This is a genomic window from Streptomyces sp. NBC_01463 (assembly GCA_036227345.1).
In the GTDB taxonomy this organism is placed as follows: domain Bacteria; phylum Actinomycetota; class Actinomycetes; order Streptomycetales; family Streptomycetaceae; genus Streptomyces.
This window is the reverse complement of the sequence record CP109468.1, coordinates 2004410-2025839: the sequence shown is the minus strand read 5'-3', so window position 1 is coordinate 2025839 and position 21430 is coordinate 2004410. Positions and strand designations below refer to the sequence as shown.

The 21430-nt window shown below is 71.9% G+C and carries 19 protein-coding genes; 7 read left to right on the top strand and 12 right to left on the bottom strand.

Annotated features, from left to right (window positions below; genetic code table 11):
* Positions 1 to 5: 5 nt before the first annotated feature.
* The 4 genes from OG521_08845 to OG521_08830 all read right to left on the bottom strand — a co-directional run bounded on the left by OG521_08845 (position 6) and on the right by OG521_08830 (position 4298).
* Positions 6 to 884, bottom strand: coding sequence for a carbohydrate ABC transporter permease (locus OG521_08845; protein WUW20893.1), 879 nt, complete (start codon positions 882 to 884; stop codon positions 6 to 8).
* Positions 881 to 1837 carry a sugar ABC transporter permease gene (locus OG521_08840; GenBank protein WUW20892.1) on the bottom strand — a complete coding sequence of 319 codons (957 nt, stop codon included), beginning with the start codon at positions 1835 to 1837 and terminating at the stop codon, positions 881 to 883. Before OG521_08840 ends, OG521_08845 begins: the two co-directional genes overlap by 4 nt.
* 6 nt (positions 1838 to 1843) lie before the next feature.
* Complete coding sequence (locus tag OG521_08835) at positions 1844 to 3223, bottom strand: extracellular solute-binding protein (protein ID WUW20891.1); 1380 nt, start codon at positions 3221 to 3223, stop codon at positions 1844 to 1846.
* Positions 3224 to 3314: 91 nt separating this feature from the next.
* Entirely contained in the window at positions 3315 to 4298 is a 984-nt protein-coding gene (locus OG521_08830) for a LacI family transcriptional regulator (GenBank protein ID WUW20890.1), read from the bottom strand.
* Positions 4299 to 4487: 189 nt separating this feature from the next.
* On the opposite strand from OG521_08830, the gene OG521_08825 reads away from it, so the two are divergent.
* Positions 4488 to 5630 carry a mandelate racemase/muconate lactonizing enzyme family protein gene (locus tag OG521_08825; protein ID WUW20889.1) on the top strand — a complete coding sequence of 381 codons (1143 nt, stop codon included), beginning with the start codon at positions 4488 to 4490 and terminating at the stop codon, positions 5628 to 5630.
* A gap of 54 nt (positions 5631 to 5684) precedes the next feature.
* On the opposite strand, the gene OG521_08820 is transcribed toward OG521_08825, so the two are convergent.
* From OG521_08820 to zapE, 3 genes are all read right to left on the bottom strand, one after another.
* Positions 5685 to 7058 (bottom strand): PhoX family protein, encoded by a 1374-nt coding sequence (locus OG521_08820; protein ID WUW20888.1) that lies wholly within the window; start codon positions 7056 to 7058, stop codon positions 5685 to 5687.
* 265 nt (positions 7059 to 7323) lie between these two features.
* A complete protein-coding gene (locus OG521_08815; GenBank protein WUW20887.1) occupies positions 7324 to 7749 on the bottom strand; it encodes an OsmC family protein in 426 nt (141 codons plus the stop codon).
* 84 nt (positions 7750 to 7833) lie between these two features.
* Positions 7834 to 8928 (bottom strand): cell division protein ZapE, encoded by a 1095-nt coding sequence (zapE, locus tag OG521_08810; GenBank protein ID WUW20886.1) that lies wholly within the window; start codon positions 8926 to 8928, stop codon positions 7834 to 7836.
* 36 nt (positions 8929 to 8964) lie between these two features.
* Between zapE and OG521_08805 the strand changes: the two genes are divergently transcribed.
* From OG521_08805 to msrB, 4 genes are all read left to right on the top strand, one after another.
* Positions 8965 to 9729 carry a pyrimidine reductase family protein gene (locus OG521_08805; protein WUW20885.1) on the top strand — a complete coding sequence of 255 codons (765 nt, stop codon included), beginning with the start codon at positions 8965 to 8967 and terminating at the stop codon, positions 9727 to 9729.
* A 149-nt stretch (positions 9730 to 9878) separates the two neighbouring features.
* The gene (locus tag OG521_08800) at positions 9879 to 10331 is read left to right on the top strand and encodes an indole-3-glycerol phosphate synthase (protein ID WUW20884.1); all 453 of its coding nucleotides are present in this window, start codon (positions 9879 to 9881) and stop codon (positions 10329 to 10331) included.
* 40 nt (positions 10332 to 10371) lie between these two features.
* Positions 10372 to 11766, top strand: a complete 1395-nt coding sequence (gene murC / locus OG521_08795) for a UDP-N-acetylmuramate--L-alanine ligase (protein ID WUW20883.1) — start codon at positions 10372 to 10374, stop codon at positions 11764 to 11766.
* Positions 11767 to 11776: 10 nt separating this feature from the next.
* A complete protein-coding gene (gene msrB, locus OG521_08790) occupies positions 11777 to 12181 on the top strand; it encodes a peptide-methionine (R)-S-oxide reductase MsrB (protein WUW20882.1) in 405 nt (134 codons plus the stop codon).
* 33 nt (positions 12182 to 12214) lie between these two features.
* On the opposite strand, the gene OG521_08785 is transcribed toward msrB, so the two are convergent.
* From OG521_08785 to OG521_08765, 5 genes are all read right to left on the bottom strand, one after another.
* On the bottom strand, positions 12215 to 12676 hold the full coding sequence (locus tag OG521_08785) for a hypothetical protein (protein WUW20881.1): 462 nt from the start codon (positions 12674 to 12676) through the stop codon (positions 12215 to 12217).
* 116 nt (positions 12677 to 12792) lie between these two features.
* Positions 12793 to 15240, bottom strand: coding sequence for a GTPase-associated protein 1-related protein (locus OG521_08780; protein ID WUW20880.1), 2448 nt, complete (start codon positions 15238 to 15240; stop codon positions 12793 to 12795).
* A 223-nt stretch (positions 15241 to 15463) separates the two neighbouring features.
* Positions 15464 to 16837: a hypothetical protein gene (locus tag OG521_08775; protein ID WUW20879.1), complete on the bottom strand. Its 1374-nt coding sequence runs from the start codon at positions 16835 to 16837 to the stop codon at positions 15464 to 15466.
* Positions 16838 to 16908: 71 nt separating this feature from the next.
* Positions 16909 to 17850 carry a hypothetical protein gene (locus OG521_08770; GenBank protein ID WUW20878.1) on the bottom strand — a complete coding sequence of 314 codons (942 nt, stop codon included), beginning with the start codon at positions 17848 to 17850 and terminating at the stop codon, positions 16909 to 16911.
* A 44-nt stretch (positions 17851 to 17894) separates the two neighbouring features.
* Positions 17895 to 18440 (bottom strand): hypothetical protein, encoded by a 546-nt coding sequence (locus OG521_08765; GenBank protein WUW20877.1) that lies wholly within the window; start codon positions 18438 to 18440, stop codon positions 17895 to 17897.
* Positions 18441 to 18921: 481 nt separating this feature from the next.
* Between OG521_08765 and OG521_08760 the strand changes: the two genes are divergently transcribed.
* Complete coding sequence (locus tag OG521_08760; GenBank protein WUW20876.1) at positions 18922 to 20136, top strand: sialidase; 1215 nt, start codon at positions 18922 to 18924, stop codon at positions 20134 to 20136.
* Between the two features lie 23 nt (positions 20137 to 20159).
* Complete coding sequence (locus OG521_08755; GenBank protein ID WUW20875.1) at positions 20160 to 21335, top strand: chromosome condensation regulator RCC1; 1176 nt, start codon at positions 20160 to 20162, stop codon at positions 21333 to 21335.
* The last annotated feature ends 95 nt before the right edge of the window (positions 21336 to 21430 follow it).

Genomic DNA, 21430 nt, shown 5'->3' with positions numbered 1-21430 from the left:
GGGAGTCAGCCCTTGACGCCGGTGAAGCCCAGTCCGGCGACGATGTACTTCTGGCAGACGGCGAAGACGATGACGGGCGGCGCGACGGCGAGCACCATCGCGGCGATGAGCTGGTCCTGCGGCGCCTGGGTGGCGAGCTGCGCGAGCGCGACGCTGATCGGCTGCTTCTCGGGGTCCGTGATCGCGACCAGCGGCCAGATGAAGTCCTTCCAGCTGTGCATGACCGCCAGCAGGCTGATCACGGCGAGCACCGGCCGGCTCATCGGCAGCACGATCTTCGTCAGCAGCTGGCGGGTGCTGACGCCGTCCACCCGGGCCGCGTCGAAGAGCTCCCGGGGCAGCGCGTCGAAGAACTGCTTGGCGAGCAGCACCGTGAAGGCGTTCGTCCCCGCGGGCAGCCAGATCGCCCAGTAGGTGTCACCGAGGTTGAGGTGGAGGAACGGCACGTCGATCACGGTCATGAAGAGGCTGACCATGTTCACGGTGTACGGCACGAACATCGTCGCGAGGATCGCCCCGTAGACCACCTTCCCGAACCGGGGCCGCAGCACCGACAGCGCGAAGCCGGCGGTGGCCGAGACGAACAGCTGGACCAGCCATGAACCGCCCACCACCAGGAGGGTGTTCATCAGGTAGTGACCGACCCCGAGGTCCTTGTACGCGGTGGTGAAGTTGCCCGGCAGCGGCCGGTCAGGCCACAGGGCGAGGGGGTGCGTCGTCAGCTCGGTCGGCGGCGACACCGCGCCCTTGACCATCCAGTAGAGCGGTCCGATGCCGATGAGCAGCAGCAGGAGGAGCGTGAGGACCTGGATGGAGCGCACGGCCGCCCGGGCGCCGGGCCGCTGCCGGTCGTTGACGGAGACGAAGGTGGTGAGGGAGGTCATGACTTGCTCCAGCTGCGGGTGGCCCGCAGATAGACCGCGGAGAGCAGGGCGAGGGCGAGCACCATCAGGAAGGAGAGCGCGGCCGCCTGGCCGTACGCGCCGTCCTGGAAGGCGTACCGGAAGATCAGCAGCAGCACGGTCAGGGTGGAGTTCTCCGGGCCGCCGCCGGTGAAGACGTACGGCTCGGTGAAGACCTGCACCGTGTTGATCAGCTGCACGAGCAGCAGCAGGCCGATGACCGGACGCAGTTGCGGAAGCATGATGTGCCAGAGTCGGCGCCGGATCCCGGCCCCGTCCATCTCGGCGGCCTCGTACAGCTCACCCGGGATGCCGACCATGGCCGCGAGATAGATCAGCACGGCGCCGCCCATGCCCGCCCACGTGGCCTCCAGGACCAGGGACAGCATCGCGCTGTCGGAGGACTCCAGCCAGGAGTACGGGCCGAGGCCGATGGTCCCCAGGGCGCTGTTGAAGAGCCCGCTGCCCGGGTCGTAGAACCACTTCCACAGCAGGATCGCCACCACCGGCGGAATGACCACGGGCAGATAGACGAGGAAGCGGAAGACTCCGGCGCCGCGCCGCACCGTCGACATGACGGCGGCCAGGAAGAGGGGCGCGGGGAAGCCGATCAGCAGGCCGAGGCCGACGAAGAGCAGGGTGTTGCCGACGGCGGTCCCCAGCAGCGGATCGTCGAAGACCGCCCGGAAGTTGTCGAGGCCCACCCAGACGGCGGGGTCGACGAGATTGGTCCGCTGGAAGCTGATCAGCAGGCTGCGGACGATCGGCCACCAGGCGAAGAACCCGAAGACCAGCAGCGTCGGGACCAGGAACAGCCAGGCGGTGAACTGCTTGCGCAGCGCCCCGCCGCGCGGGCCGGTCCGCCGGTCCGCGTCCGGTGGCCGCGGCTCCTTGTGTACGGCGGCGGTGCGCCGGGAAGGGGTGAGCAGGCTCATGGCGGGCTACTTCTGGCCGGCGGAGAGCTTGGTGTTGACGTCCTTCTCGGCCGCGGCCAGAAGGGCGTCGACATCGGCGCCGCGCTTGGTGAGCACCGACTGGACGACCGAGTCGAGCGCCGTGTAGAGCTGCTGCGCCTGGTACGGCGGCTCGGGCTTGAGGTCGAGCTTCGCCAGCCCTTCGGTGTACGGCCGGAAGTTCTCCTGCTTCACGTTGGCGTACGGCTTGACCGCCGCGTCGATCTGCTTCTGCCGCCCTGCGTCGAAGACCGGCAGGGTCGGCACGCCGACCGCGGACTTGGGGTCGGCGGCCAGCGCCTTGGCCTGCTGCGCGGCGATCTCGGTGCTGTACTGCGGCTGGGCGTAGGCGAACGTCAGCCACTTGACCGCGGCGGCCGCGTGCTTCTTGTCGGCCGACTTCGGGACCATGTAGATGTCGCCGCCGGTCAGCGTGGCGTTGCCGCCGGACTGCGGCATGGCGCCGACCCCGAAGGCGTCGGGATTCTCCATGCCGAACTGCATCTTGGCGAGCCGGAACGTTCCCGGGCTCCCCATGAACATCCCGACCTGCCCGGCCGCGAACTGCTTGACGACGTCGTTCTGGTTGTTGAGCAGGTTCCGGCCGAGCGAGTCGTCCTTCCAGCGCATGTCCTTCAGCAGGCTGAGCGCCTTCTTCGTCTCCGGGCCGGTGAGGGTCGCGGTGTACGTGCCGCCCTGCTGCTTCTCCAGCTCGCCGCCGAAGGCGTATGCCAGCATGGTCAGCTGCCAGCCGCCCTGGTTGTCCTTCGACTCGTGGACGAAGCCCGCCTTGCCGGTCTTCTCGCTGATCCTCTTCGCGGCCGCCCGGACCTCCTCCCACGTCGTCGGCGGCTTGTCGGGATCGAGACCGGCCTTCTCGAAGAGGTCCCGGTTGTAGACGAGGCCCTGGGCGTACGGATTCTGCGGTACGCCGAAGACGTCGCCGGAGCTGTCGCTGACGGGCTGGAGGACCTGCGGGTTGAACTCCTTGAAGTGGTCCCAGGTCTGGAGCTGCCCGGTGATCGGCTGCACCTGCTTCTGCTGGATGAGCCGCTGGGGCTCGGTCAGCGGCACCTTGATGACGTCCTCCACGCTGCCGCCGGACAGCTTGGCGGAGAAGGTCAGCGGGTCGAAGACGGTGGTGGACCCCTTGACCTTGATCCCCGGGTTGGCCTTCTCGAAGTCGGCGACCTGCTGCTTGAACAGGGCCAGGCCCGGCTTGTCGGTGGCCGGGGGCATGCCCTGGACGCGCAGGACGAGGTCTCCGCCCGAGCCGGCCCTGCCCGGGGTGACGGAGGAACAGCCGGTGAGGGTCACGGCCACTGCTATGCAGCCGAGCACGGCCGCACGTCGGGAGGTTCTGGACATTTCTGCTCCAAGGAAGGCAGGAGAGGGTAGGGAGAGGGCTCGGGAGGAGCTCGGGGAACGCGGAGAGGTCCGTACGCGCGGGGGCGGCGGCTCAGTGCGTGGGTGCGGGGCCCGTGGAGGCGCGCGGGACCAGGCGGGAGCCGATCTCCACGCAGGGCGCTTCGCCGCCGCCCGGGCGGCCGGCGATCGTCTCGATGAGCAGGTCGCCGGCCCGGGTGGCGATCTCCTCGGGGTCGATCCTGATGGTGGTCAGGCCCGGGGTGGAGACGGAGGCCAGCAGGGTGTCGTCGATCCCGACGACGCTGACGTCCCCCGGCACGCTGATGCCCAGGTTCGACAACTGGTGCAGCACGCCGAGGGCGACCAGGTCGTTGTGGGCGATCACCGCCGTGGCGCCGTGCGCGCCGACGAGCGTGGCCGCGTGCACCCCGGTCTCGAACCGCGGTTCGTACGGGCCGAGTTCGACCAGTGAGAGGTCCAGGGCCTCGAAGGACTCCTGGATGGACTTGCCGCGGCTGAGCTCGGCGCGCGAGGCGTTGATGAACACGCAGCGGCGGTGGCCGTAGGCGCGCAGATGCTCGACGGTCTGCGCGATTCCGGCCGACAGGGAGATCCGTACCTCGGGAATGCCGGGCACATGGCGGTTCACGACCACCACCGGCATCCGGTCCGACAGCTCCCGCAGCCGGTCCTCGGTGAGCGTGGAGGCCCACAGCACCAGGCCGTCGACCCGCTTGGACACCGCCGCGATCGCCTCCAGCTCATCGGCCTCGCGCTCGTCGCTGTCGGCGACCAGCACCGTGTACCCCAGCCGCCGGGCGCGGGCCTGCATCGCCTTGACGATCGGCGGGAAGAACGGGTTGGCGATGTCCGGGACGATCAGCCCGAGCGTCCCCGTGCCGCCGCCCCGCAGGCTGCGCGCCGCCGGGTTGGGGGAGTAGCCCAGCCTGGCCGCGGCGTCCAGGATGCGCTGCCGCGTCTTCGGCTGGACCTGGTCGGGTGCGGTGAACGCACGGGACACCGTCGACACCGAGACGCCCGCGGCGCTCGCCACCTCCCGGATTGTGACTGCCACAGCCGGCCTCCTCGCCTGATCCCTGCTGGATGCGGTGGATCCTTGCGAACGTTCCCGGACGTGTCAAGAGTGTTTCCACCAGGAAAATCTGCTGTGCACAAGGGGCTTGTGCCCGGGCGGCATCGATGCCGATGATGCGTTTTCATCAACAGCCATGAAATTGCGGGAACGTTTTCATCGAGGAGTGGCATGAAGATCACCGGCCTGGAAGTGCTGACGCTGCCCGACCACGGCGACAGCATGATGCTCGTGGTGGTCGACACCGACGAAGGCATCCACGGCCTGGGCGAGGTCGGCATCAGATCCCGGCAGCAGGCGGTCGCGGGCGGGCTCGCCCACCTGGCCGAGCTGATCACCGGTGAGGATCCGCGGCGCATCGAGCACTTGTGGCAGGTGATGTTCCGCCGCGGCTTCTTCCCCGCCGACCGGATACTCGGCGCCGCCATCGCCGCCGTGGACGTGGCCCTGTGGGACATCCGGGGCAAGGCGCTCGGCGTACCGGTGCACGAACTCCTCGGCGGCCGGGTCCGCGACCACGTACCCGCCTATGTGCACGTCGGCGACGGGTACCACGACCGGGAGTGGTTCCTCGACCGCTGCCGCGACCTCGTCCGGTCCGGCTGGCGCCATCTGCGCTTCGCCGCACCGCACGACGCCGACGACGTGCTGGACGCCCGCCGCTGCCTGCGCGACACCGTCGAACTCTTCCACCAGGTCCGGGACGCGGTGGGCCACGAGGTGGAGCTCATCCTGGACGTCCACACCCGGCTCGACCCGCCCGAGGCGCTGACCCTGTGCCGGGAGATCGAGGCGGCCCGCCCGTACTTCGTGGAGGACCCGCTGCGCTGCGAGAACCCCGACAGCTACCGGATGCTGCGGGCGCGCACCGGCGTCCCGCTGGCCGCGGGTGAACAGTACGGATCCAAATGGGAGTTCAGGCCCCTGATCGAGGGCGAGCTCATCGACTACGCCCGGGTCGACGTGGGCGTCGCCGCCGGTCTGACCGAGGCGAGGAAGATCGCGGCCATGGCGGAGGCCCACCACATCAAGCTCGCCACCCACAACCCGCTCGGCCCGGTCACCGCGGCCTCCTCGCTCCAGCTCAACCTGGCCTGCCCGAACGTGGCGGTCCAGGAGCACCAGACCGACCCCGAACCGGACATCGCCGCGCTCTTCACCCACCGCCCGGTGGTCGTGCCCGGACGGATCGAGCTCAGCGAACTGCCGGGCATCGGGGTCGACATCGACCGCGACGAGGCTCGCGCGTACCGGGCGACCGCGGCCGAGCGCCCCCATCTGCGCACGTCGGACGGGGCGTTCACCAACTGGTAGGGGACGCCGGGGCGGTGACGGCCGGACCGTCCGCCGCCCCGGTCGCTCAGCCGGTCAGCGCCAGGGGCCCGTCACCGCGAACGTCGTCCCCGGCGTGTAGCAGTTGACGAACATCGTCCCCTGGTCCGGCGCGAACGTGACCCCGGCGAACTCACCCCACTCCGGCTCCTCGTCCGTCCCGGTGTTCTGCCGGCCGCGCGCCATCGCGTACACCTCGCCGCGCCGCGTCAGACCGAACACGTGCTGTGCCCCGCCGCCGTCCTCGCACACCATGAGCCCGCCGTCGGAGGCCAGACAGATGTTGTCCGGGGACTCGCCGGGAAGCTGGATGTCCGTGTCCGGACCGAAGGCGATGACCAGCGTCAGCCGGCGCCGCTTCGGCTCGTAGCGCCACACCTGTCCGAAGTGGTCGGCCGCCGACCCCTCCGCGCTGTGCGCGAAGCTGGAGACGAAGTACACCGAGGAGCCGCCCCAGTAGCAGCCCTCCAGCTTCTGGCCGTGGGTGACGCCCTTCGGCCCGAAGTCCTGGAAGCGGATGGCCGTTCCGGCGGCCAGCGGATCCGGTACGGGGACCCACTCGATTCCCTCGAAGACCGTTCCGGTCTCCTGGACCGCGGAGAGGTCGGGCACACCCGGCACCCGCATGGCCTCCAGCCGGCCGCCGGCCCGCAGCGAGCCCGTGCCGCCGAGCGGCTTCTCGGGCATGAAGCGGTAGAAGAGCCCGAACGGCTTCTCGAACGCGTCCTCCGTCTCGTACACGACGCCGCTGCGCGGGTCGATCGCGATCGCCTCGTGCTGGAAGCGGCCCATCGCGGTCAGCGGCACCGCACCGGTGCGGTGCGGATCGGCGCCGTCCACCTCGAAGATGAAGCCGTGGTCCTTGGTGTAGCCGTTGGTGCCGGCCTTGTCCTCGGTCTCCTCGCAGGTCAGCCAGGTGTCCCAAGGGGTGCGCCCACCGGCGCAGTTGACCGCGGTCCCGGCGATGGCGACGCGTTCGCCGAGGACCTTGTTCCGGCCGTCGAGCTCCAGGGCCGTACAGCCGCCCTTGCCCATCGGGTCGTAGGTGAGCCCCTCGACGGTCGGTACGGGGATCGCGGCGTCGACCCGGTTCTCGTGGTTGCGTACCAGCCGGACGTGGCCGCGCCGGCCCGCGAAGGCGGCCATGCCGTCGCAGTGGCTGGGCACCGGGCCCTCGCCGGAGCGGAGGGGGTCGCCCTCCCGGGACAGCACCCGGTAGCGGAAGCCCTTGGGGAGGTCGAGGAGCCCGTCCGGGTCGGGCACCAGCGGGCCGTAGCCCGCGTGGCCCCGGGCGGCGGCGGTGCCCGCGAAGAGTTCGGAGAAGGCCCCGGTGAAGGCGATCGAGACGGCGGCGCCGCCCGTGGCCAGGACTTGTCGGCGTGTCGCGGAACGTCGAGGTGCGGTTGACATGAGCAACTCCCTGTTGGCGGACAGGTGACATGGCTTCGTCAAAAGCAGGCCTGCCCGTTCGAGGCCTCCGGTGAACGTTGTCACGCCGGAGTGTCCGGTCCCGGCCCGACGCTCCGGGGCGGAGGCGGACGCTGCGCGGACCCCGGGACGGGGAGTGCATCCCCGGGCGCCGGACCGGGACCGGACGGCCGGAGCGGCCGCAGCGGACAGCACTGTCCCCGGGCGGCAGGTGCCGGCCCGGGGACAGTGGGTGAGCGCGGAACGATCAGGCGAGCGAGGCGCTGAGCGTGATCGTCGTGCCCGTCAGCGCCTGGCTGACCGGGCAGTTCGCCTTCGCGTCCTCGGCCGCCTTGACGAAGCCCGCCTCGTCGAGACCGGGCACCTCGCCCTCGACGGTGAGGTGGATCCCGGTGATGCCGGTGCCCGGCTGGAAGGTGACCTCGGCCTGGGTGTTCAGCCGGGTGGGCGGGGTGCCGGCCGTGGCGAGACCGTTGGAGAGCGCCATCGAGAAGCAGCTGGAGTGTGCCGCGGCGATGAGCTCCTCCGGGCTGGTCTTGCCGTTCGCCTTCTCCGCGCGGGACGGCCAGGAGACCGGGTACTCCCCGATCCCGGAGGAGTCGAGGGTGACGACACCCTTGCCCTCGAGCAGGTTGCCTTCCCAGACCGTGTGCGCCTGACGCGTGGTAGCCATGCTGGTTCCCTTCAAACGGAATGCGCGGTTCTACGGGGGAGGCGGGCCACTTCGTCGTGTCCCGCCGGTCGTACGTCCCCGAACCTACTGCGCCACCAGTCCCTTTGCGTCGCGCGCCAGCGCCGTCAGCCGGGAGATTGCCCGGAAGTACTTCTTCCGGTACCCGCCGTTCAGCATCTCCTCGCTGAACAGCCGGTCGAACGGCATCCCGGAGGCGAGCACCGGCACCTCCCGGTCGTACAGCCGGTCCGCGAGCACCACGAGCCGCAGCGCGGTCGACTGGTCGGGCACCGGCTGCACCTCGGTCAGGCACACCGCCCGGACGCCGTCCGTCAGCGCGCCGTACCGGCTCGGGTGGACGCGGGCCAGATGCTCCAGGAGCGCGGGGAAGTCGTCCAGGCTCGCGCCCTCGGTCGCGTACGCGGCCCGGGTGACCTGCTCGTCGGAGTACGGCGGCGGAGCATCGGGCAGCCCGCGGTGGCGGTAGTCCTCGCCGTCGATGCGCAGCGGGCGGAAGTGCGAGGACAGCCCCTGGATCTCCCGGAGGAAGTCGGCCGCGGCGAACCGGCCCTCACCGAGCTTGCCGGGCAGCGTGTTGGAGGTCGCGGCGAGCGCCACGCCCGCCTCGACCAGCCGGCTCAGCAGCGAGGAGACCAGCACGGTGTCGCCCGGGTCGTCGAGCTCGAACTCGTCGATGCACAGCAGCCGGTGCCCGCTCAGCGTCTGCACGGTCTGCTGGAAGCCCAGCGCGCCCACCAGGTTCGTCAGCTCCACGAAGGTGCCGAACGCCTTCAGCGAGGGCGCGGCGGGCGTGGCGTGCCAGAGCGAGGCCAGGAGATGGGTCTTGCCGACGCCGTAGCCGCCGTCGAGATAGACGCCGCGCGGGCCGCTGGGTGCCGCGGGCTTCTTGCCGCCGAACCACTTGCGCTTGCCCGTCCCCGTCGCGTGCGCCCCGCCGAGCCCGGCCGCGAAGGCGTCGAGCACCTTGACGGCCTCGATCTGGCTCGGCTGGGCGGGGTCGGGGACGTAGGTGTCGAAACGCACCGAGTCGAAGCGCGGCGGCGGCACCATCTCGGCGACCAGCCGGTCGGCGGGGACGCGCGGCTCGAGGGCGCACAGGGACAGCGGGGCCGTTTCGGCTATGGGGCGGGACCCCGGCACGGCGGTGGAGGAGGACACAACTGTCTAGCTTACGGCCGTGCCAGACTGCCTGACATGCGACGCCTGTTCCCTGTGACCGACCTGACAGCGGCCGACGACCGTGGCGAGTGGAGTCTGGACGCCCTCGCCGAGGCCTACGCCTATCCCGAGACGGGCGGCCCGTGGCTGCGCGCCAACATGGTGTCGACCCTGGACGGCGCGGCCCAGCACGACGGCCGCTCGCAGCCGATCTCCTGCGAGAGCGACATGCGGATCTTCGGGACGCTGCGCGGGCTGGCCGACGTGGTGATCGCGGGCGCGGAGACGGTACGTCTGGAGGGCTACCGGCCCGCGCGCGCCCGGGAGGCCTTCGCCGCCCGGCGGGAGGCCGCCGGACAGGGGCCCGCGCCGGCGATCGCCGTGGTCAGCGGCAGCCTGGACCTGGACTTCTCGCTCCCGCTGTTCACCTCCCCGCTGGTCCCGACCCTGGTCCTGACCGGCGCGGGCGCGCCGCCCGACCGGATCGCGACGGCCCGGAAGGCGGGTGCCGAAGTGGTGATCGCGGGGGAGGGCTCCCGGGTGGATCCCACCCGGGCGGTGCGGGAGCTGGCCGGACGCGGGCACCGGCGGCTGCTGACGGAGGGCGGGCCCCGGCTGCTCGGCCAGTTCGTGGCGGCGGGGGTGCTGGACGAGATGTGCCTGACCCTGGCGCCCGTGCTGACGGCGGGCGACGCGCAGCGGATCGCGGGGGGTCCTTCGGTCGCCGTGCCGGAACGATTCGCCCTGGCCTCGCTGCTGGAGGAGGCCGGGTTCCTCTTCTCTCGGTACCGTCGGATCTGACAATCGGCGGAATATTCCGTTCCGGTTAGCGTTCGGTGGGCAGAATGGATCTCGCAGACCCCGTGCGAGCACGGGGAAGGATGGTTTCAGCAGCGACCGGTGACGGTCACTGAAGCAGAAGGGCGCCTGTGGTGTTCACCAGCGTTTTGATGATCGAGAAGCCCCTCACTTCCGAGGACGTCGAGTTCGTCACCACCCTGCACGGGGAGGAGCAGATCTCCTTCGTCGTGCTGATGCAGCCGCGTGGTGACCAGGCGGATGTGCTGTTGCGGGCCATCGACGACCTGGCGATGGGCGAACTGAAGGAAGCGGCCCGCGAGAGCGAGGAGCCCGAGGGCAAGAACGCCAGACAGTCCGCCGAACTCGCGCTGGAGGTGTCCCTGGAGGCGCTGCGCCAGGCGGGCTCCGAAGCCGTCGGACAGGTGATCGAGGACCACCCCCTGGACAAGCTCACGTCCGTCGTCGAGGAGGCGGAGGCCGACGAGGTCATCGTCCTGACCGCCCCGCACTACGTCGAGGAGTTCTTCCACCGCGACTGGGCATCCCGCGCCCGGCACAAGGTCGGCGTACCGGTGCTCAAGCTCTTCGCGCACAGCGAATAGGCTGGGAGCCCCTACCCGTACCACCCTGGGAGACACACGCATGGCACCCGGTATTCCTGCCGCCATGGAACGGCCGCACTTCATCGGCATCGGCGGCGCCGGAATGTCGGGCATCGCGAAGATCCTCACCCAGCGCGGTGCGAAGGTCGCGGGCAGTGACTCCAAGGAGTCCGCCACGGCCGGGGCGCTGCGTGCGCTGGGCGCGACCGTCCACATCGGACACGCCGCCGGACACCTCGCCGACGACGCCACCTGCGTGGTCGTCTCCAGCGCCATCCGCGGCGACAATCCGGAGCTGGTGCGCGCCGGGGAGCTCTCGGTCCCCGTCGTGCACCGCTCCGACGCCCTCGCCTCCCTGATGCGGGGACTGCGCTCCATCGCCGTCGCGGGCACCCACGGCAAGACGACCACCACGTCGATGCTGGCCGTCGCCCTGACCGAGCTGGGCCTCGACCCCTCGTACGCGATCGGCGGCGACCTGGCGGGCCCCGGCACCAACGCCACGCACGGCGAGGGCGCGATCTTCGTCGCCGAGGCCGACGAGAGCGACCGGAGCTTCCAGAAGTACGACCCCGAGGTCGCGATCGTCCTCAACGTCGAGCTGGACCACCACGCGAACTACGCCTCGATGGACGAGATCTACGACTCCTTCGAGACCTTCACCGGCAAGATCGTCCCCGACGGCACCCTGGTGATCTCCGCCGACCAGTCCGGCGCCGTCGAGCTGACCCGCCGGGTGCGCGACCTGTCCACGCTCAAGATCGTCACCTACGGCGAGTCCGAGGACGCGGACGTCCGCGTCCACAAGATCACCCCGCGCGGTCTGACCAGCGAGGTCACCGTCGTACTGAACGGGAAGTACCTCACCTTCACCGTCTCGGTCCCGGGCCGCCACTACGCGCTGAACGCGGTGGCCGCCCTCGCCGCGGGCGTCGCCCTCGGCATCCCCGCCCACAACCTCGCCTCCGCCCTCGGCAAGTACACCGGGGTCAAGCGCCGCCTCCAGCTCAAGGGCGAGGCCGCGGGCGTCCAGGTCATCGACAGCTACGCCCACCACCCCACCGAGATGACCGCCGACCTCGAAGCGATGCGCGGGGCCGCGAGCGACGCCCGGATCCTGGTCGTCTTCCAGCCCCACCTCTTCTCCCGCACCCAGGAGCTCGGCACCGAGATGGGCCAGGCCCTCGCGCTGGCCGACGCCTCCGTGGTCCTGGACATCTACCCGGCCCGCGAGGACCCGATCCCCGGCATCACCAGCACCCTGATCATCGACGCCGCGCGGACCGCGGGCGCCGACGTCACCGCCGTGCACGACAAGGCGACGGTGCCCGAGGTCATCGCGGGAATGGCTAAGCCCGGCGATCTCGTTCTCACCATGGGGGCGGGCGACGTCACGGACCTCGGCCCGCAGATCCTGGACCACCTGTCGAGCTGAGGGAGCCACCGTGCCGTACGACATCGAGAAGCCGGACGAGCAGTGGCGGGAGGAACTGTCCCCCGCCGAGTACGCGGTCCTGCGCAAGGCCGGCACCGAGCCCGCCTTCGTCGGCGAGTACACCGACACCAAGACCACGGGCGTCTACTCCTGCCGCGCCTGTGACGCGGAGCTGTTCCGCTCCGACACCAAGTTCGAGTCGCACTGCGGCTGGCCGTCCTTCTACGACCCGAAGGACACCGACGCGGTCGAACTGATCCAGGACCGCAGCCACGGCATGGTCCGCACCGAGGTCCGCTGCGCACGCTGCGGCTCGCACCTGGGCCACGTCTTCGAGGGCGAGGGCTACCCGACCCCGACGGACCAGCGGTACTGCATCAACTCGATCTCGCTGCGGCTGACCCCCGAGGCCTGAGAACCGGCCCCCGAAGAGGACTGACGCGCCGCGTCAGTCCTCTTCCGGCGTCTCGGGCTTCAGCAGCGGGTGCACCACACCGGGGAAGACCCGGGCCCGCACGACCGACTCGGCCGAACCGCCCTGGATCACGGTCTCCGCGACACCCCAGGGCCGCCCCGCGAGCTCCACGGTCAGCGTGTACGCGGCGGAGCAGCCGGTGCACTCGTAGCGGTCCACCCACGTCTCCACCTCGGTGGCGCTCCCCGGGTACCGCGCCACGTGCCGGTGCCGGGCGTGGCACCGCCCGCACGTCTCGCCGGGCTCGCAGGTGCCGCCACAGGGGCAGGGCACGTCGAAGGATTCCGCCGGGCGCCAGCGCTGCGTGAGGACGGCCTCACGCGTGGCACCCATGTCCTTCATCGCCTTGAGATTGCGGGCGGCCACGTTGTACGACTCACCGGTCGCCGCCATCCGGTCGCGGATCACGTCCTTGCGGCCGCGGTTCGTCGTCATCTGTCGTTCCTCCTGGGTGTCACGCAGCCCGCCAGGAGGCCCACGAGATCGGTAGACACCAAAGGTACCCGGCACACCGCACCACCGACGACACGCACGGGAGGGCCCGCGGCCGTTCAGATCCGGCGCACCCGGCCCGCGATCCGCCGGCCCAGCCGCCCCAGGGTGCCCTGGCCCCGGCGGTTCCAGTCGCGGAATGCCTCCGCCCGGCCACTGCTGCCCGAGCGCCCCACGGCCTCCTCCACCGCCGCGACCTCGTCGGCGGAGAACGTCCGCACCGCGGGGCGCAGCACCTCCGTCAGCAGGGCGGCGGACGTCCTGCTCCACTCCGCACCCGCGTGCGGATGGGCGGTCCAGACGGCGAAGCAGTCCGCGGCGTAGGCCGGCTCGGCCGCCAGCCTGGACCGGACACCGGGGCCGCGCGCCGCCCGGTCGTACGCAGCCACGAGATCCGGGTCACCGCTGTGCACGAGGGCGTACAGCTCGGCCTCCGGCCGGTCCGGTGCGAGCAGCCGCTCGGCGAGGGCCCCGAAGGCGTGCCCGAGCACGTCCGGTTCCACCGGCTCGGCGTCCTTGCGCAGCGCCCGGGCCCGTTCCGCCCACTCCGGGGCCGCCGCGTCGGTGCGTATCTCGCGCGCGAAGTCCAGCAGCAGCAGCGCCGCGCGCTCCCGCCCGCCGATCTGCTGCGGGAATCCCCGCAGCAGGTCGTGCGCCAGCGCGGGTGCGTCCTCGTCGCCGGCGGGGGCGCCGAGCGCCGCGGCGACCAGGTACGACCAGGTGCCGGCCGTCCGGTGGGCGTCCGAGGTGGCGGCCTCCAGCAGCATCCGGGCCTCGGCCGCCGTCATCCCGCCCTCCTCCCACACCAGCCCCACGGCCGTCCGCAGCACCAGCGGCTCCGCGAACGGCGACATCCCGGCGGCCCGCAGCACCCGGTGCACCGCGCCCACCCGGTCCTGGCCGCACCCGGCCTTGGCCTCCGGCGCCTCGGCGCACATCCGCAGGTGCGGCAGCAGCTGAGTGCCGGTGAACGGCAGCGGCACCCGCCCCAGCAGCCGCTCCACCCCCGCCGGGTCCTGCGGAGCGATGGCGTCCAGCGCACCGAGCAGAGCCGTACGGACGTCGAACTGCTCGTCCATCAGCTCCAGCAGCGCGGGCGCCCAGCGGGGCTCGCCGTCGGCGTCCGCCAGCAGAGCGGGCGCGAGCCGGCGCACGACCGAGGGCAGCAGTTCCGCACAGTCCACGTCGAGCAGCCGGGCCACCCGCAGCAGCTGCACCGTCCGGGCCACGTCCTGGCCGGCGCCCGCGCCGCTCAGCTCGGTGACGGTCTCCGGACCGAGGACCGCGGCGACGGCAGCGCCCTCCGGACCGCTGAACGCGGTGCGGCCCGGCAGTTCCACGGAGCCGTTGCCGCCGCGCACCGCCTCGGTGACCAGCATCGCGGCCAGCGGCGCCGTGGTCGCCGCGGGGGAGCGGCCGTCGAGTGCGGCGAACAGCCGCCCCGCGGCGTCGAACTCGGGCCCGGTGCGGTCGTCGACCCCGGGCGCGGTCAGCGCCTCGACCAGCTGCCGGGTCCGCTTGGCGTCCAGCGCGTAGGGCCGCTCGGCGGCCCAGCCGGCCGCGGCGGCACGCTCGTTCGGCCCCAGGGCGACGCCCGCGCACAGCGCCGTGACCGCCAGCGGGCCCGCGGCGAGAGGCTCCCCCGGCAGGTCGGCGGCCTCCCGGAACAGCTCGGGGGCCCGACTCCGCCATATCCGGGCGGCCGTCTCGGCCCAGGCGTCGTCCACGGTCCCTTCGGGGCGCGGACCGGTGCAGGTGTGCACACGGAAAGCGGGGTCCGTCAGCTCGGGCGCGTCCTGCGACAGCACTCCGATGATCTGCTGTGGGGCCCGCTCCGGGTGGCGGGTGTAGGTGGTGAACGTCAGCCGCTCGGCCGACTCGGCGGGGAGGGCGACGCACGCCAGCGCGATCCACCGGGCCACGTCGTCGCTCTGCCGCTCGACGAGCACGACCCGGCCGGAGGCGTCCGCCCCGCTCAGCCGGCGCAGATCGGCCAGGACCCCCGCGAGCCAGGGGCCGCGGGAGACGGCGAAGTCGTTGAGCCCCTCGCGGTCGCGGGCATGGCCGGTGGCGGGAAGCGCGGCCAGCGGGCCGGGCGTCGTACGGTCCGGGGTGGCGGCGGCCCAGCGGGCGGAGCGGCAGGCGGTGACGGGGAGCGCACCGCCGGGCAGCCGGGTTCCGGCCGGGAGATGGACCGCGTGCGCGTGGAAGCCGATGGAGGAGTCCGGGGCGGGGCGGACCGCGACGGTCCGGGCCAGCAGATGACTGCCGTCGGAGAGCACACTGAAGCTGAAGGCCTCGGGCAGGGCGCGCAGCGCGGCGTCCGAGAGCCGGGACGCGGTGCCGGCCGGGGGTTCGTACGCCAGGAGCGGTCCGGCCTCGGTGAGGACGGACGCGGGTATCGCGGCGTCAACTGCGCTGAAACGGCCCCGTATCGGTTCCGCCTCGCCGGTGTCGGGAACGTCCCCGTCGGTTGCGGAGGTGTAGTGCAACTGCGCGAGGCTCATGCGTCGGCTCTCTTCGTCCCTGCCGTGAATGTCCCCCTGCCACCCGCGCTTGCCGTCCCGTGGTGGCAGCGCCGTCCCGGCAGAGCGACGACCCCGGCGGGGAGAGTTCCGCAGTCGCTGGGGCGACGCTATCAAGGACCGGCCCACCGCTGCGGCGAGAAGCCCGAGGGCGGACGAGGAGGGCCGGGGCGGCAGCGCGCCCCGGCCCTCGGTGCGGCAGGGGTCAGTCCAGCGTGCGCACCCCCGGTGCGGTCGGCTGGGGGATGTCCTCCATCCCCTTGTCCGCCGAGCCTGCCGGGGCGTCGGCGCCCACCGGAGTGGTGGTCATCGGCCGGGCGGCGCCGCAACGCTGCTTCTCCGACTCGGACATGGGGCCGGTGCGCTGGAGAATGCGGTCCGGGACCGCGCGCGAGGGGCCGTCGATCACCGCGTGCAGCCGGTAGTCGTCCTTGTTGCTCAGGAACCAGCCCTCGACCCGCTCGCGGCTCGGCTGCAGCTCCACCCAGCTGACCTCGCCGGGCTGGATCCGCTCCACGATCTCCCGCCGGTCGCTGCTGAACCACTGCCAGGGCCGCTGCTGGCCCTTCTCGTGGGCGAGGGCGAACTGAGCGGCCATCGGACGCTCCTTGGCGCGCTTCCTGTCCTCCTCGCGGTCCCCGGTGGTGGGCAGCCGTGCCACCTCGGCGAGCGCGAGTCCGGCGTCGGCGTAGGTCTGCGCGATGCTGTCGTGACTGCGCTCCGCGTAGTCGATCACCCGGGTGTGCTCCAGCGGGTTGCGGGTGCAGTTGATGAACGCCTCGCCGACGACCCGCGCCCGGTCGTAGTAGCGGAAGGACATCCGGGCGTCGGGCCGGAAGGTGCAGGCGTTCTCGCCGTTGCAGGCGGCGGCCGCGTTGTGCAGGGTCTTCTCCCGTTCGTTGCCCTTGTACGCCTCCGAGCGCTCCAGGGCGGACTTGTCGACCGTCTTGTCCGGCGCGGTCGGCACCTCCACCGCCCGGACCCTCGCGACCATCGGTGAACAGGTCACGTGCGTACGGGAGTCGGTGACCTTCGAGGTGAAGGTGAGCAGCGGCTCGTTCTCGGACGCGGTGAACTCGTAACTCCGCCCCGTCCAACGGCCGGACCCCGCCTTGCCCTTGACCCGGTCCGGATCACCGGCCGTGGTGATGTCGCGGACCGCGCCCCCGGTGGCCTCCACGGTGTACGGCTGGCCGCCCGCCACCTGCTCGGGGGTGCACTCCTTGGAGACCGCCGGGCTGTCCTCGTAACTGACCGTCACCTTCGCGCCGGTACGGACACCGCGCAGCCGCTGCTGGAGGGTGTTGCCGTCCTTCTGGAGCGCGACGGCGTGGGCACCGTCCGTGCGGCCCGCCGCGGACGGGGAGTAGCGCTGGTTGGCGCCGGTCCAGTGGTCGATGAGGACGGTCGTGGGGCCGTCGCCCCGCATGGCGGGATCGGCGAAGTCGCCGTTGAGCACGGGAACGGTCTGGGCGGCCGCCGCCGCCGCGCCGGCCGGGGTGGCTCCCAGGGCGGCGGGCAGCGCGAGCCCGGCGACGCCGAGCGCGGCCAGGGTGCGGAGTCGGACGGGACGGGGCATGGGCGGGCTCCAGGACGGGGTTCGGGACGGGACCGGGCAGGGGACAGCAGACTTGTGGCGGGTGGCGGAGGTCAGCCCCGGGAGGGCAGGAGGGATTCCTCGCGCTTGGGGAGTGCGCCGGGCGGTACGAGGCCCTGGGACGGGACCTCCTGCGTCCGGCCGGTCGACGCGGGCTTGTTGTCGCCGTCGTCCGCGGTGCCGGGGGCGGGCCGGGTACGGCCGCAGAGGTTGTCCGGGACGGCGTACGTCTGCGCCACGAAGGTGCTGCTGTTGATCATGGACGGGCTGTCGACGGCGATGCCGCTGACCGTGCCGCCCTGGCCGGTGGAGAGCGTGCCGACGACCCGGCGCATCGCCGAACTCGCGCCGAACACCAGCATGTCGTACGGCTTCACGACCGTCTTGTAGGTCGTGGCCTCGGTGTTGTCGACCGTCCACGACTTGGAGTACGTGGCCTTGAACGCGGCCTCGAAGGCCAGCTTGGCGCTCATCGAGCCGGACGCCTTCGCCCCGCCGGAGACATTGGTCTTGTTGCCGTTCTCCGAGGTCGGACCGTCCTTCAGATTCGGCGTCTTGTTGCTCATGCTCGTCTCGTTGCTGAGGTTGGTGGTGACCTCACCACTGGCCGAGACGGTGCCCTCGGCGGTGACCTTGCCGGAGATCTCGCCGCCGATGTTGTCGGTGCTGGAGGTGCGCAGCGTCACCGTGCGGTCCACCGACATCGGGTCCACCGTGCAGTTGACGACCGCGTTCCCGAGCGACTTGACGGCCGTCGCGTACTCACGGGTCTTCGCCGGGTCGATGGAGAACGTGCAGGCGGTCCGCCGGGCACCGCACTGCTTCAGGACGTCCTCGACCTTCGCCGGACGCCTGTCGGCGGTGAACGCGCGGGCGGTGGGCGTCTCCCCGGGGCCCTCCCCGGAGTCGGCGAGCGCGGGTGCCAGGGGCGCGGCCAGACCGAGAGCGAGCAGGGGGAGGACGAGCGTGCTGCGGCGGAGTGTGCGCTTGGGCATCGTGAATCCCTTCGGGGGTGCGGGGTGACGGGCGGGTGCGGGATTCAGGAACCCAGCAGGGAGCACAGCCGGGACACGGGGAAGGCGGACTGCCCGTCGTTCGCGCCGCCCGGCACGGAGGCCGGGAAGTCGGTGCAGGTGGACTCGACGGCGGAGGCGGCGTTGTCGGACGGGTCCGGTGCGAACGAGTCGATGGTCCCGTCCATGTCCGAGATGCCGCTCTCCTCCCGCTCGCCCTTGCCGGTCAGCTTCTCCATGCAGGAGGCGGAGCCGGGCGGGCACTCCTTCAGCTTCTCGCCCGCCGCCTTGATGTCCTTGTCGGCCTGACCGGCCGCGGCCTGGGTCTTCTCCTGCTCCTTCGCGATCTCGGCGGCCTCCTTGTCGTTGGCCTCGCGGTCCTTGCAGGCCTGATCGTCCGGCTCGCATTCGGCGGTGGGCAGGAGACGGACGCCGGCGGCGTGCGCGGCGGGGGACTGGGCGTACGCGGCGGAGAGGCAGCCGCTCGCCGGCAGGGCGGCGGCGAGGGCGAAGGCGGACAGGACGGTGGCGGCGCGCAGGGCGGCGCGGCGGGCGGTCGGCAGGGGACGCACGGGGGCTCCAGGCAGCTGTGGGGGCAGGGGAGGGCGGCGCGCGGGACGGGGCGGACCGGGAGACGAGGTGCCGCCACCAAGATCATCAAGCGCAGTGAGAACGTACATAAACCGGACCCGTGGCGGTCCGGGACACACGGGGCCCGCGCCCTGGACGGCAAGCTCACCGCATCGGCGTAGCGCCGCTCAACTCCCCCGTCCGGCAAGGCTCCAGACGGCCCGGGGCCGTGCCGCAACTGGCCTCGCGCCCGGTCGGCGGCGGCCGTCCGCGTGGCCCCGTACCCCGGACGGCGGCCGGTCGCACGGGTGGAAAGACGGCTCTCGGCTCGCGTTAACGATCTTGGACGGTAAGTCTTCGGGAGAGCGCGGCGGCCGTGACCCGGTCCGCCGGGCAGTGCCGCGGGCACCCACACCCGCCGGCCCGTCATGCCCCGGACCCGCCGCCCGCCTCAGTCCCCTTCCCCCACGTCTAAGGACGCCGATGTCCCGTACATCCCGCAGTTCCGCACGCCTGCGCACCCTCGCGGCCGTCGCGGCGACGACTGCAGCCCTGGCCGCCGCACCGGCCCTCGCACCCGCCGCCCACGCGGACGAGGGCAACCCGACCGTGCTCGCCTGGGGCGCCGGCCGCACCGGTCAGCTCGGCAACGGCACCACCACCGACAGCCTCAGCCCGGCCTCCGTCACCAGCCTCTTCCGCGGTGACGTGGACCAGATCTCGGCGGGCGGCACCTCCTCGTCCGACTCGTTCGTGCTCGCCCGTACCGCCAAGACGGTCAAGTCCTGGGGCAACAACTCCATGGGCCAGCTCGGCAACGGCGGCTCCACCAACCAGCCGGTGCCCACCACCGTGCCGCGTCTGACCAACATCAAGGACGTCGCGGCGGGCGGCGGCCACGCCCTCGCCCTCGACACCAGCGGCCAGGTCTACTCCTGGGGCGACAACTCCTACGGCCAGCTCGGCAACAACCGCACGGGCGACTACCGCACGGTCCCCGACCGGGTCCAGGGCATGCCCAAGGTCAAGCAGATCTCGGCCGGCTGCGACTTCAGCCTCGCGCTGCTGGAGAACGGCAAGGTGTACGCCTGGGGCCGCGGGGTCTACGGCCAGCTCGGCAACGGCAGCCGTGCCGTCTCCTCCGTGCCCCGGCAGGTCACCGGCCTGGAGAACATCACCCAGGTCGACGCGGGCTGCCACCACGCGCTCGCCCTGACCGCCGACAGCACGGTCAAGTCGTGGGGCTACAACCTCTACGGCCAGCTCGGCAACTCCTCGACGAAGTCCGCCGTCACTCCGGTCGACGTGGACTGGCTGGAGGACGTCGCGGAGATCGACGCGGGAGCGCACCACAACTACGTGATCACCAGCGACAGCCACGTCTGGGGCTGGGGCAACAACCAGTACGGCCAGCTGCTGGAGTCCGACGAGGCGTACGACTACAACGTCTCGCGCACCAACCGCACCGCGCCCGTCGAGATCCCGCGCCTGGAAGGCGTCCAGCACATCGCGGCCGGGGCGCGCCACGGCGTCGCCGTCACCGCCGACGACGTCTACACCTGGGGCCACAACGGCGAGGGGCAGCTCGGCAACGGCACCACCGTCGCCCGCTACGAGTCCGTGAAGATCCTCGACGAGGGTTCCGCGGTCAAGGACGTCGCCGCCTCCCTGGGCGGCAACACGACGTACGCGTACTGACCGCCCCCGCTCAAGGAGACCCCATGCCCACCCTGCGTACCACTCTCACCGCGGCACTCACCCTCGCCGCCCTGACCACCCCCTGCCTCCCGGCCCACGCCGCCTCCAGCGACCCCTGGGTGCGCGGCTGGGGCAACAACAACCTCGGTCAGCTCGGCAACGGCAGCCTCGTCCTCCAGCCGACCCCGGGCGACGTCCAGGGCCTCGCCCGCGACGACGTGAAGGAGCTGTCCGGCGGCGGCGACATCGACAAGAACACCTTCGCCGTCGCGCTCCTCAAGGACGGCACGGTCAAGTCCTGGGGCGCCAACGTCACCGGCCAGCTCGGCAACGGCACCCTCACCGCCCAGCCGTTCCCCGCGACCGTGGCCGGACTCTCCGGCGTCAGCGCGGTCTCGGCGGGCGGCACCCACGCCCTCGCGGTGCGCGGCGGCCGCGTCCTCGCCTGGGGCAGCAACGCCAAGGGCCAGCTCGGCAACGGCCTGACGGCGGCGGACCCGGGCGGGGTGCAGAAGACCCCCGTCGAGGTGCAGAGCCTCAACAAGGTCAAGGACGTCGGCGCCGGCTGCGACTTCAGCGCGGCCCTGCGCCAGGACGGCACCGTCTGGACTTGGGGCGAGGGCGCCAACGGCCGCCTGGGCACCGGCGACAACACCGTCCGCAACACACCCCAGAAGGTCAGGGACGTCGCCGACATCGTGTCCATCTCCGTCGGCTGCAACCACGTGCTCGCCCTCACCGCGGACGGCATGGTCAAGTCCTGGGGCAAGAACACGGAGGGCGAGCTGGGCAACGACTCGGTCACCGACAGCAATGTCGCGGTCGACGTCGCCCATCTGGACGGCGTGGCCCGCATCTCCGCCAACCAGTACACCAACTTCGCCCTCCTGGACGACGGGAGCGTGAGCGCCTGGGGCTGGAACGCGTTCGGTCAGCTCGGTGACACCACCACCGTCAACCGCACCACACCCGTCCCGGTGGACGTCCTCCAGGGCGTCACGGACATCGTGGGCGGATACGACTACACGGTGGCGTCCCTGGACGACGGCTCGGTCGTCAGCTGGGGCAACAACGCCACCTTCCAGCTCGGCGACGGCACGGTGACGCCGTCGGCCAGGCCCGTGCAGGTCCTTCCGCCCGGCAGTGGCATCGCCCATGTCGCGACGGCGAAGACGGGCCGGTCCAGCTTCGCGTACTGACCCCCGGCGGGCCCTGCCCGCTTGATTCCCGTCCACCCGGCACCGGGTTGCTCCGGTGCCGGGTGCCGGGTGCCGGGTGGCGGTGAGGCCGTGAG

Coding starts and splice junctions, on each gene's coding strand:
- OG521_08815 (WUW20887.1), bottom strand. CDS start 7,749: ATGGCTACCACGCGTCAGGCGCACACGGTCTGGGAAGGCAACCTGCTC.
- OG521_08780 (WUW20880.1), bottom strand. CDS start 15,240: ATGAGCCTCGCGCAGTTGCACTACACCTCCGCAACCGACGGGGACGTT.
- OG521_08825 (WUW20889.1), top strand. CDS start 4,488: ATGAAGATCACCGGCCTGGAAGTGCTGACGCTGCCCGACCACGGCGAC.
- OG521_08840 (WUW20892.1), bottom strand. CDS start 1,837: ATGAGCCTGCTCACCCCTTCCCGGCGCACCGCCGCCGTACACAAGGAG.
- OG521_08770 (WUW20878.1), bottom strand. CDS start 17,850: ATGCCCAAGCGCACACTCCGCCGCAGCACGCTCGTCCTCCCCCTGCTC.
- OG521_08805 (WUW20885.1), top strand. CDS start 8,965: ATGCGACGCCTGTTCCCTGTGACCGACCTGACAGCGGCCGACGACCGT.
- OG521_08760 (WUW20876.1), top strand. CDS start 18,922: ATGTCCCGTACATCCCGCAGTTCCGCACGCCTGCGCACCCTCGCGGCC.
- OG521_08820 (WUW20888.1), bottom strand. CDS start 7,058: ATGTCAACCGCACCTCGACGTTCCGCGACACGCCGACAAGTCCTGGCC.
- OG521_08800 (WUW20884.1), top strand. CDS start 9,879: ATGATCGAGAAGCCCCTCACTTCCGAGGACGTCGAGTTCGTCACCACC.
- OG521_08785 (WUW20881.1), bottom strand. CDS start 12,676: ATGACGACGAACCGCGGCCGCAAGGACGTGATCCGCGACCGGATGGCG.
- murC (WUW20883.1), top strand. CDS start 10,372: ATGGCACCCGGTATTCCTGCCGCCATGGAACGGCCGCACTTCATCGGC.
- OG521_08755 (WUW20875.1), top strand. CDS start 20,160: ATGCCCACCCTGCGTACCACTCTCACCGCGGCACTCACCCTCGCCGCC.
- OG521_08845 (WUW20893.1), bottom strand. CDS start 884: ATGACCTCCCTCACCACCTTCGTCTCCGTCAACGACCGGCAGCGGCCC.
- OG521_08775 (WUW20879.1), bottom strand. CDS start 16,837: ATGCCCCGTCCCGTCCGACTCCGCACCCTGGCCGCGCTCGGCGTCGCC.
- OG521_08835 (WUW20891.1), bottom strand. CDS start 3,223: ATGTCCAGAACCTCCCGACGTGCGGCCGTGCTCGGCTGCATAGCAGTG.